We start from the raw sequence: 11,330 nt of genomic DNA on the forward strand, positions 1-11,330 counted from the left end.
CGTCACCATGAGCGCCCCCAACCACGCAGCAGAACACATCCGGGCCCACCTCGCCCGCGTGGCCGAGCTCAGGACACTGGCCGAGGGCAACGGGCTCGCTTCGGCGGTGCATGCCGTCAAACAGCTTCAAGCTCGACGGTTTCGCGCCACCTACCTTGACTTCATGGACGACCCGCGCCGGGTGCCCGCCACCCGGTTTTTTTTGGAAGAGCTGTACGGAGAACACGACTTCGCAGAACGGGATGCACAGTTTGCCCGCATCGCCGGCGCGCTCGAGCGGGTTTTCCCGCCGGCCTTGACCGCCCTCGCGGTGGACTTGGCCGAGATGCACGCACTCACAGAGACCCTGGACCACCAGATGGCCGGACATTGGCTGGCACTCGGCGACGGCATCGCTGCGCCCGAGCGTTACGTGCGCAGCTGGCGCCTGACGGGCCAAAGGGTTGAAAGGGAACGCCAGTTGGCGGTGGTGCAGCACATGGGGCATGAGCTGCAGAAGCACACCCGCAGCAAATCGCTCCTGTTGGCGCTGCGCATGATGAGGCGCCCGGCGCAGGCTGCGGGGCTGTCTGCCCTGCAGCAGTTCCTGGAAAGTGGCTTCGCCGCCTTCGCGACATTGGGTGACGCGCAAGGTTTTCTCGGCACCATCGCCGAGCGGGAACAGTTCTGGGTCAACACCTTGTTTGACGCCGCACGGCCTACCTGTGTGCAGGCGCTGGACCTCGAGCTCGCTCGTATCTGAGCTCTGAGCGACACGCCCCTAGGGCTGCCCCTGAGCGGCGTTCGGTGACTGGCCGTCAAAATGCCCCGATGGAACCAGCAAACCCGAACATCCTTCTTCAGCGCCCCTGGCTGGCGCACTATCCCGACGGAGTGCCCCATGAGGTCGAACCCACGCAATACCGGTCTTTGGTGGCACTGCTTGAAGAGTCGATGCGAAAGAACGCCCAGCGCCCGGTGACCGTGTGCATGGAGCGCTGGATGACCTACGGTGAGCTCGATGCACACAGCGCCGCGCTGGGTGCATGGCTGCAGGCCCGTGGCATGTTGCCGGGCGCGCGGGTCGCGGTGATGCTACCCAATGTGCCGCAATTCATGGTGGCGATGGCGGCCATCCTGCGTGCGGGCTACACCGTGGTCAATGTCAACCCGCTGTACACCGCGCGCGAGCTGGAGCATCAACTCAAGGATTCGGGTGCCGAGGCCATCGTCATCCTCGAGAACTTCGCGTCCACGCTGGAAGATGTGATTGACCACACAGGGGTGAAGCACGTCGTGGTGGCAAGCCTGGGGGACATGCTGGGGTTCTGGTATGGCCGGTGGATCAGCTTCGCCGTTCGGCACCTCGCCAAGATGGTGCCTGCGTACAAACTGGCAACCACCTGCGCGCAGGGCCCGCGCACCATCGTCAGCTTTCGTTCGGCGGTGTCGGAGGGTGCCGACCTGCCGCTCAAGCCCAGCGCGGCACAACACGACAGCGTCGCCTTCCTGCAATACACCGGCGGCACGACCGGTTTGTCCAAAGGTGCGGTGTTGACCCACCGCAACGTGATCGCCGCGATCCTGCAGGCGGAAGCATGGTTCAAGCCCGCGCTCACCCAGGTCGGCGATGTTCGGGACATCAATGGCGTCACCGCCTTGCCGCTGTATCACATCTTCGCGCTCACACTGAGCCTGCTCGCTGTCCGGTGGGGCGCACACATGACGCTGATCCCCAACCCGCGCGACATCCCTGCGCTGGTGGCCACGCTCAAGCGCCGTCCCTTCCATTTGCTGCCAGCGGTCAACACCCTATTCAACGCGCTGCTGCATGATCCGCAATTCCGCCAACTCGACTTCTCCAGCCTGGTGTTGTCGCAAGCAGGGGGCATGGCCGCGGCCGAAGGCACGGCCCGGCAGTGGCTCGCGGTCACCGGATGTCCCATGATTGAAGGCTGGGGCATGAGCGAAACCTGCGCCATTGGCACCAACAACACGGTCACCCACCGCGACTTCAGCGGCACCATTGGCCTTCCCTTGCCGGGCATTGATGTGGCCATCAAGGACGACGAAGGCCACAGCTTGCCGATCGGCGCGTCGGGGGAAATCTGCATTCGCGGGCCCAATGTGATGAGCGGATACCACCAACAGGCGGAAGAAACCGCCAGAGCCTTCACGGTGGACGGATTCATGCGCACAGGGGACGTCGGCATCATGGACGAGCGAGGGTTCACGCGCATCGTGGATCGCAAGAAGGACATGATCCTGGTGTCCGGCTTCAACGTCTTTCCCAGCGAGTTGGAGAATGTGATCTCGCTTTGCCCCGGGGTGTTGGAATGCGCCGTGATCGGCATTGAAGACGCCAAACAGGGCGAGGCGGTCAAGGTGTTTGTCGTGCGAAGCGACCCGACATTGAGCGAAGAGGACGTGGCCCGCTTCTGCCACGACAACCTCACGGGCTACAAGCGCCCCAAACACATCGAGTTCCGCGACGACCTTCCCAAATCGAACGTCGGGAAGATCCTGCGTCGCGCGCTCCGCGGACCGGTGTGAGATCTGCCAGATGAGCCATTCGGCCGCCAACGATGTCCTGGCCTGCGCTGGCGTTACCGTATTCGAACGGGGTTGGCTCTCGGCAAACAACGTTCTGATCCAGGGCGAAGGACCGACAGCGCTCGTGGATTCAGGTTACAGCAGCCATGCAGCCCAAACCACAGCCCTGGTTTCACAGGCGTTGGGCTCACAGCATCTGGACCTGCTGCTCAACACGCACCTGCACAGTGATCACTGTGGGGGCAACGCTGCGCTAAAGGTCTTGTATCCGGACCTGCAGACACTCATTCCCCCCGGACTGGCTTCGGCCGTCACGGATTGGGACGAAGAGCGGCTGACCTACGCCCCCACCGGACAGCATTGCCCCCGTTTTGCGCACCATGGTCTTCTGATACCCGGCACCTCGCTGCGGCTGGGCACTGGGATTTGGCAAGTTCACGGGGCAAAGGGGCACGACCCCCACTCGATCATCTTGTTCCAGCCAGAAAGTCGCCTGCTCCTGTCAGCAGATGCTCTGTGGCAGAACGGATTCGGTGTCGTGTTTCCAGAACTGGAGGGCCAATCGGCCTTCGACGAAGTCAGTGAAACCCTGGATTTGATAGAAGCATTGGCACCCACCACGGTGGTCCCCGGCCATGGGTCGGTCTTTCAGAACGTTCCAGAGGCGCTGGAGCGTGCGCGCAGCAGGTTGCAACAATTCAGATCGGCTCCTGAGCGCCACCTGCGCCATGCACACAAGGTATTGATCAAATTCAGGCTGCTTGAGTGGCAAAGAATTGAATACGAAGAGCTTTTCGTTTGGGCAGTGAATACGCCTTACCTGAAGAATGCCATGCCTACGACTGAGCCGGCATTGCAAAAGCAGTGGCTTCGTCAGCTTTTAACGGAACTCGAGCAAAGCCGCGCATTGCGAATGGACAGTCATTTTGTTCTGAACGCATAAACGCAATTCAAAGACAATGAGCCAGAAAGCCAAAACCCCCAAGTACACGAGGTACGAGGGGGTATTGGGGGCTGGTAAGAGCCTGACGATGACCTACTTTCACACGGGAACCCGCACTATCATCGGCGCAAAGGCGTTTCACTGTCCTGTTCGGGATGGGAAGGAGTGGTACCACCTCGCTATGGTCGTCAGGCATAACTTGTTGTCCGGCTGTGCACATGCACAGCCAAACGAATTCATAGAGCTTCGAATCAGCTGAATTTTGATTGCTGCCAACGTTATGGTCACATCAAATGTGCCATATGGGCATAACATGACTTTTCATGTCAGATGACATTTGATTTTGATGATTTCATCAAAGTTATAGGGTCAAGCCTCACGAGCAATTAGTATCAGTTAGCTTAACGCATTACTGCGCTTCCACACCTGACCTATCAACGTCCTGGTCTTGAACGACTCTTTAGGGGGCTCAAGGCCCCGGCAGATCTCATCTTGGAACGAGTTTCCCGCTTAGATGCTTTCAGCGGTTATCTCTTCCGCACTTAGCTACCCGGCAATGCCACTGGCGTGACAACCGGTACACCAGAGGTGCGTCCACTCCGGTCCTCTCGTACTAGGAGCAGGCTTCCTCAAATCTGCAGCGCCCACGGAAGATAGGGACCAAACTGTCTCACGACGTTTTAAACCCAGCTCACGTACCTCTTTAAATGGCGAACAGCCATACCCTTGGGACCGGCTACAGCCCCAGGATGAGATGAGCCGACATCGAGGTGCCAAACACCGCCGTCGATATGAACTCTTGGGCGGTATCAGCCTGTTATCCCCAGAGTACCTTTTATCCGTTGAGCGATGGCCCTTCCATACAGAACCACCGGATCACTATGTCCTGCTTTCGCATCTGCTCGACTTGTCAGTCTCGCAGTTAAGCACGCTTATGCCATTGCACTATTAGCACGATGTCCGACCGTACCTAGCGTACCTTCGAACTCCTCCGTTACACTTTGGGAGGAGACCGCCCCAGTCAAACTGCCTACCATGCACTGTCCCCGATCCAGATAATGGACCTAGGTTAGAACCTCAAACACACCAGGGTGGTATTTCAACGTTGGCTCCACAAGATCTAGCGACCCTGCTTCAAAGCCTCCCACCTATCCTACACAGATCTGTTCAAAATTCAATACAAAGCTACAGTAAAGGTTCATGGGGTCTTTCCGTCTTTCCGCGGGGAGATTGCATCATCACAAACATTTCAACTTCGCTGAGTCTCAGGAGGAGACAGTGTGGCCATCGTTACGCCATTCGTGCAGGTCGGAACTTACCCGACAAGGAATTTCGCTACCTTAGGACCGTTATAGTTACGGCCGCCGTTTACTGGGACTTCGATCAAGAGCTTGCACCCCATCAATTAATCTTCCAGCACCGGGCAGGCGTCACACCCTATACGTCCACTTTCGTGTTTGCAGAGTGCTGTGTTTTTAATAAACAGTCGCAGCCACCTATTTTTTGCAACCCTTTCGTGCTCAGATGTTCTCATCACACTACCGGGGCACACCTTCTTCCGAAGTTACGGTGTCAATTTGCCGAGTTCCTTCTCCTGAGTTCTCTCAAGCGCCTTAGAATACTCATCTCGCGCACCAGTGTCGGTTTGCGGTACGGTCAATTACAAGCTGAAGCTTAGTGGCTTTTCCTGGGACCTCGTTCAGTTACTTCGCGAGCAAGCTCGCTCGATCAACAGCCTCGGTATATGACACGCGGATTTGCCTACGTGTCGCCTACATCTGTCTAAACCGGCACATCCAACCGCCGGATAACCTATTAAGATCCGTCCCCACATCGCACTTGTAATCGGTACAGGAATATTGACCTGTTTCCCATCAGTTACGCATCTCTGCCTCACCTTAGGGGCCGACTCACCCTACGCCGATGAACGTTGCGTAGGAAACCTTGCGCTTACGGCGAGGGGGCTTTTCACCCCCTTTAACGCTACTCATGTCAGCATTCGCACTTCTGATACCTCCAGCATCCTTTACAAGACACCTTCACAGGCTTACAGAACGCTCTCCTACCACTTGCAATAAATTGCAAATCCGCAGCTTCGGTAACTGGCTTAGCCCCGTTACATCTTCCGCGCAGGACGACTCGATCAGTGAGCTATTACGCTTTCTTTAAATGATGGCTGCTTCTAAGCCAACATCCTGACTGTTTTAGCCTTCCCACTTCGTTTCCCACTTAGCCCGTTTTAGGGACCTTAGCTGGCGGTCTGGGTTGTTTCCCTCTTGAGTCCGGACGTTAGCACCCGGTGCTCTGTCTCCCAAGCTGTACTCATCGGTATTCGGAGTTTGCCTTGGTTTGGTAAGTCGCCATGACCCCCTAGCCAAAACAGTGCTCTACCCCCGATGGTAATACTTGAGGCACTACCTAAATAGTTTTCGGAGAGAACCAGCTATTTCCAAGTTTGTTTAGCCTTTCACCCCTATCCACAGCTCATCCGCTAGTTTTGCAACACTAGTCGGTTCGGACCTCCAGTACCTGTTACGGCACCTTCATCCTGGCCATGGATAGATCACTTGGTTTCGGGTCTACACCCAGCGACTGAATCGCCCTATTCGGACTCGGTTTCCCTACGCCTTCCCTACTCGGTTAAGCTTGCCACTGAATGTAAGTCGCTGACCCATTATACAAAAGGTACGCAGTCACCCCTTTCGAGGCTCCTACTTTTTGTAAGCATGCGGTTTCAGGATCTATTTCACTCCCCTCCCGGGGTTCTTTTCGCCTTTCCCTCACGGTACTAGTTCACTATCGGTCGATGATGAGTATTTAGCCTTGGAGGATGGTCCCCCCATATTCAGACAGGATTTCTCGTGTCCCGCCCTACTTTTCGTTAGCTTAGTACCACACAGGTCTTTTCACGTACGGGGCTATCACCCACTATGGCCGCCTTTTCCAAAGCGTTCCGTTAAGTCTTGTGCTATCACTAACAGGCTTCTCCGATTTCGCTCGCCACTACTTTCGGAATCTCGGTTGATGTCTGTTCCTCGAGCTACTGAGATGTTTCAGTTCACCCGGTTCGCCTCGCATAGCTATGTATTCACTATGCGATACCTACTGCTAGGTGGGTTTCCCCATTCGGAAATCTCCGGATCAAAGCTTATTTGCCAGCTCCCCGAAGCTTATCGCAGGCTATCACGTCCTTCGTCGCCTATCATCGCCAAGGCATCCACCACATGCTCTTATTCACTTGACCCTATAACTTTGACGTCTTGCAACGCAAAATTACATCAAGCAAATGTCTGTCAGGTCTTTCACCTGACGCGTTATGCCGTTCAATTGATATCTTTCGATAAAATTGAATATTCGTTGACGCAATCAAAAATTCTTGTTGCTGATGGCACGGTGCACACGAAACCTTTACGAATGTGTGCTTTCCATCAGCAACGCTGATTCGACTCTATGAATTTTTAAAGAACAGCCGTAGTCGTTTTTCAACAACCTATTGATCGATAGATACCGATCAACATCAAAGAATCCTGCAAAACAAGATGCTTTGATGTTGAAACAGACAAGTAATTGGTGGAGGATGACGGGATCGAACCGACGACCCCCTGCTTGCAAAGCAGGTGCTCTCCCAGCTGAGCTAATCCCCCAATGTGTTGCGGTGGAATTCGAGCACTTGGTGGGTCTGGTTGGTCTCGAACCAACGACCCCCGCCTTATCAAGACGGTGCTCTAACCAACTGAGCTACAGACCCAAGCCGGTCACTAGAAACCTGGATAAATCCAGATTGCCGGCGACTTCCCCTTCCAACAACCGATAAGTGTGAGCGTTTGAGCTTGATTGCTCTTTTCCAGAAAGGAGGTGATCCAGCCGCACCTTCCGATACGGCTACCTTGTTACGACTTCACCCCAGTCACGAACCCCGCCGTGGTAATCGCCCTCCTTGCGGTTAGGCTAACTACTTCTGGCGAGACCCGCTCCCATGGTGTGACGGGCGGTGTGTACAAGACCCGGGAACGTATTCACCGTGACATGCTGATCCACGATTACTAGCGATTCCGACTTCACGCAGTCGAGTTGCAGACTGCGATCCGGACTACGACCGGCTTTGATGGATTGGCTCCCCCTCGCGGGTTTGCGACCCTTTGTACCGGCCATTGTATGACGTGTGTAGCCCCACCTATAAGGGCCATGAGGACTTGACGTCATCCCCACCTTCCTCCGGTTTGTCACCGGCAGTCTCATTAGAGTGCCCAACTAAATGTAGCAACTAATGACAAGGGTTGCGCTCGTTGCGGGACTTAACCCAACATCTCACGACACGAGCTGACGACAGCCATGCAGCACCTGTGTTACGGCTCTCTTTCGAGCACTAAGCCATCTCTGGCAAATTCCGTACATGTCAAAGGTGGGTAAGGTTTTTCGCGTTGCATCGAATTAAACCACATCATCCACCGCTTGTGCGGGTCCCCGTCAATTCCTTTGAGTTTCAACCTTGCGGCCGTACTCCCCAGGCGGTCAACTTCACGCGTTAGCTTCGTTACTGAGTCAGAAGAGACCCAACAACCAGTTGACATCGTTTAGGGCGTGGACTACCAGGGTATCTAATCCTGTTTGCTCCCCACGCTTTCGTGCATGAGCGTCAGTGCAGGCCCAGGGGATTGCCTTCGCCATCGGTGTTCCTCCGCATATCTACGCATTTCACTGCTACACGCGGAATTCCATCCCCCTCTGCCGCACTCCAGCTTTGCAGTCACAATCGCAATTCCCAGGTTGAGCCCGGGGATTTCACGACTGTCTTACAAAACCGCCTGCGCACGCTTTACGCCCAGTAATTCCGATTAACGCTTGCACCCTACGTATTACCGCGGCTGCTGGCACGTAGTTAGCCGGTGCTTATTCTTACGGTACCGTCATTAGCCCAGGGTATTAATCCAGACCGTTTCGTTCCGTACAAAAGCAGTTTACAACCCGAAGGCCTTCTTCCTGCACGCGGCATTGCTGGATCAGGCTTGCGCCCATTGTCCAAAATTCCCCACTGCTGCCTCCCGTAGGAGTCTGGACCGTGTCTCAGTTCCAGTGTGGCTGGTCGTCCTCTCAGACCAGCTACAGATCGTTGGCTTGGTGAGCCTTTACCCCACCAACTACCTAATCTGACATCGGCCGCTCCAATCGCGCGAGGCCTTACGGTCCCCCGCTTTCATCCATAGATCGTATGCGGTATTAGCACAGCTTTCGCTGCGTTATCCCCCACGACTGGGCACGTTCCGATGCATTACTCACCCGTTCGCCACTCGTCAGCACCTTGCGGCCTGTTACCGTTCGACTTGCATGTGTAAAGCATGCCGCCAGCGTTCAATCTGAGCCAGGATCAAACTCTTTAGTTCGATCTTGAATTTACTCATAAAAACGGAATTGAAGTGAACTTCACTTCTATTCTCATGAGCGTTTAAAGTCTTGCGACTTGAACTCTTTCGAGTTCGTTTTCGCAATCGCCTTCAAACGCCCACGCTTATCGGCTGTATGTTTTTAATGATCCAACAGTCTGAAGCTTTGCTTCTTTCTGCTTGCTTAGCTGCGATCAGCTGAGCCTCGTAGTATACATCAGTTTTTGCTACCTTGTCAAAATATTTTAGGGTTTCTCCTAACTTATCTCGACCGCCTAAACCGCTCGGGTTTTTATTCCTGAGCCACCCTGACCTCTTTGCCTTCCGAAGAAGTTTCGCAGTGATCAGCGCAGCCTCGCAGTATATGACAGATTTTGAGTCTTTGTCAAAATTCCGCAAAAAAGTTTGGAAAAGATGCGTCTGCATCGATCTGCTTCGGCGGGCCCTCCCAGAAGGCGCTGAAGCACCTATATGTGCATGACACACAAGGTGCCCCCAACCACAGGAGGTGCACTGGGATAATCGCGGCACTTTTGACTCTGACTCCCTCATGGCACTCATTACATTGCAAGACGCACAACTGGCCTATGGCCATGTGGCGCTGCTCGATCACACCGACTTCGCTCTTGAATTCCAGGAAAGGGTCGGACTGATCGGACGCAACGGCACGGGCAAGTCTTCGCTGCTCAAGATACTCGCGGCGCTGGAGAAGCCAGACGACGGCACCCTGCAGACACAAACCGGGTTGCGCGTCGCCTATGTGCCGCAGGAACCCATTCTGGACCTGCAAAGTACCGTGTTTGAAGCCGCCAGCGTGGGGCTGGCCGACGCCCGCGCGGCGCGCGACCTCTATTTGAGTGGCGCTGACGGGCTGGATCTGGACACACTGCAGAACCGGATCGAAGCGCTGGACGCCTGGAACTGGGAACAGCGGGTGGAAGAGACGCTGCACCGACTGCACCTGGAGGGCGAAGTGACCGTGGGCCAGCTCTCGGGCGGCAACAAGAAGCGCGTGGCACTGGCACAGGCGCTCGTGAGCCGCCCCGACGTGCTGCTGCTGGACGAGCCGACCAACCACCTGGATCTGGACAGCATCACCTGGCTCGAAGACCTTCTGCTGGAATACAAGGGCAGTGTGGTGACCATCAGCCACGACCGGGCCTTCCTGGATCGCGTGGCCACGCGCATGGTGGAACTGGACCGTGGGCGCCTGTTGAGCTACCCGGGCAACTTTGCCCAGTACCAGCTACTGAAGGAAGAGCAAGCAGCACAAGAGGCCGTGATCAATGCCCGAGCCGACAAGCTGCTGGCCCAGGAAGAGGTGTGGATCCGCAAGGGCGTGGAAGCGCGCCGCACCCGCGCTCAAGGCCGCATCACCCGCCTGGAACGACTGCGTGAACAGCGCGCCCATCGACGCGACGCAGTGGGCAGTGTGAAGCTCGAAGTGGCCAGCGGCACCACCAGCGGCAAGATCGTGGCGGAGTTGGAGAAGATCAGCAAATCGTTCCCCACGGCCAATGGCGGCCAGCGCACGGTGATCCGCGACTTCACCGCCACCATCCTGCGGGGCGACAAGATCGGCCTGATCGGCCCCAACGGCGCGGGCAAAACCACCCTGCTCAAGATCATCCTCGGTGAACTCGCCCCCGACAGCGGCACGGTGCGCCAGGGCAGCAAACAAAGCGTGGCGTACTTTGACCAGATGCGCGACCAGATCGACCTGGACGCGACGCTGGAAGACTTCATCAGCCCGGGCAGCGAGTGGATCGAGATCGGCAACAAGCGCACCCACGTCAAGAGCTACCTGAGCGACTTCCTGTTCTCCCCGGCGCGGGCCAACGCGCCGGTGCGCACACTCTCGGGCGGCGAGCGCAACCGCCTGCTGCTGGCGCGGCTGTTTGCGCGCCCGGCCAACGTGCTGGTGCTGGACGAACCCACCAACGACCTGGACATCGACACGCTGGAGCTGCTGGAAGACCTGCTTCAACAATATGAAGGCACGGTGTTTCTGGTCAGCCACGACCGGCGCTTCCTGGACAACGTGGTCACCAGCACGCTGGTGGCCGAAGGCGACGGCCGCTGGCGCGAGTATGTGGGTGACGTGCAGGACTGGCTCACGCAATCGGCGCGGGCGGCTGAACTGCAACGCGCGAGCACGCCAACACCCGCACCCGCTGCGGCGCCAGCCCCGAGCTCGGCGGTGGCGGCGCCCGCCCCCACCGCCAAACGCAAGCTGAGTTACAAGGAGCAGCGCGAACTCGACGCCCTGCCCGCGCTCCTGAAAAAGCTGGAAGCAGAACAGGCAGAGATCGACGCGGCCTTGAACGGCGGCGCCCTGTTTGCCAGCGATGCGGCGCGCGCGGCTCAATTGGGCGTGCGACATGCCGAAATAGAAGCTGAATGGCTGCAGTCCATGGAGCGTTGGGAAGCGCTCGGCGGCAGCTGACCCTCTCGCGGGGGCACACAGAAACACC

4 protein-coding genes, 2 tRNA genes and 3 rRNA genes are annotated in these 11,330 nt (G+C 56.7%); 4 read left to right on the forward strand and 5 right to left on the reverse strand.

Annotation, left to right across the window (positions count from 1 at the left end; all coding sequences use genetic code 11):
- Nucleotides 1-7: 7 nt before the first annotated feature.
- The 3 genes from B0E41_RS12960 (at nucleotide 8) to B0E41_RS12970 (ending at nucleotide 3,475) form a co-directional block, all read left to right on the forward strand.
- A complete protein-coding gene (locus B0E41_RS12960) occupies nucleotides 8-742 on the forward strand; it encodes a hypothetical protein (RefSeq protein WP_143433814.1) in 735 nt (244 codons plus the stop codon).
- A 68-nt stretch (nucleotides 743-810) separates the two neighbouring features.
- Complete coding sequence (locus B0E41_RS12965) at nucleotides 811-2,532, forward strand: AMP-binding protein (protein ID WP_077331571.1); 1,722 nt, start codon at nucleotides 811-813, stop codon at nucleotides 2,530-2,532.
- A 10-nt stretch (nucleotides 2,533-2,542) separates the two neighbouring features.
- Nucleotides 2,543-3,475, forward strand: coding sequence for an MBL fold metallo-hydrolase (locus tag B0E41_RS12970; protein WP_077331572.1), 933 nt, complete (start codon nucleotides 2,543-2,545; stop codon nucleotides 3,473-3,475).
- Between the two features lie 80 nt (nucleotides 3,476-3,555).
- Here B0E41_RS12970 and rrf read toward each other — a convergent pair.
- From rrf to B0E41_RS12995, 5 genes are all read right to left on the reverse strand, one after another.
- A 5S ribosomal RNA gene (rrf, locus tag B0E41_RS12975) occupies nucleotides 3,556-3,668 on the reverse strand.
- 172 nt (nucleotides 3,669-3,840) lie between these two features.
- Nucleotides 3,841-6,719 (reverse strand): 23S ribosomal RNA (locus B0E41_RS12980).
- Nucleotides 6,720-7,043: 324 nt separating this feature from the next.
- Nucleotides 7,044-7,119: transfer RNA gene (locus B0E41_RS12985), tRNA-Ala, on the reverse strand.
- 27 nt (nucleotides 7,120-7,146) lie between these two features.
- A tRNA-Ile gene (locus tag B0E41_RS12990) sits at nucleotides 7,147-7,223 on the reverse strand.
- A 100-nt stretch (nucleotides 7,224-7,323) separates the two neighbouring features.
- Nucleotides 7,324-8,856, reverse strand: a 16S ribosomal RNA gene (locus B0E41_RS12995).
- Together the 16S, 23S and 5S rRNA genes with 2 tRNA genes alongside form the textbook arrangement of a ribosomal RNA operon.
- A 550-nt stretch (nucleotides 8,857-9,406) precedes the next feature.
- Between B0E41_RS12995 and B0E41_RS13000 the strand changes: the two genes are divergently transcribed.
- Nucleotides 9,407-11,302 (forward strand): ATP-binding cassette domain-containing protein, encoded by a 1,896-nt coding sequence (locus B0E41_RS13000; protein ID WP_077331573.1) that lies wholly within the window; start codon nucleotides 9,407-9,409, stop codon nucleotides 11,300-11,302.
- The last annotated feature ends 28 nt before the right edge of the window (nucleotides 11,303-11,330 follow it).

This window comes from Hydrogenophaga sp. A37, from assembly GCF_002001205.1.
Lineage (GTDB): Bacteria > Pseudomonadota > Gammaproteobacteria > Burkholderiales > Burkholderiaceae_C > Hydrogenophaga.

Excerpts from the sequence above, each read along its gene's own strand:
- B0E41_RS12960 (WP_143433814.1), top strand. The coding sequence starts at position 8 with ATGAGCGCCCCCAACCACGCAGCAGAACACATCCGGGCCCACCTCGCC.
- B0E41_RS12965 (WP_077331571.1), top strand. The coding sequence starts at position 811 with ATGGAACCAGCAAACCCGAACATCCTTCTTCAGCGCCCCTGGCTGGCG.
- B0E41_RS12970 (WP_077331572.1), top strand. The coding sequence starts at position 2,543 with ATGAGCCATTCGGCCGCCAACGATGTCCTGGCCTGCGCTGGCGTTACC.
- B0E41_RS13000 (WP_077331573.1), top strand. The coding sequence starts at position 9,407 with ATGGCACTCATTACATTGCAAGACGCACAACTGGCCTATGGCCATGTG.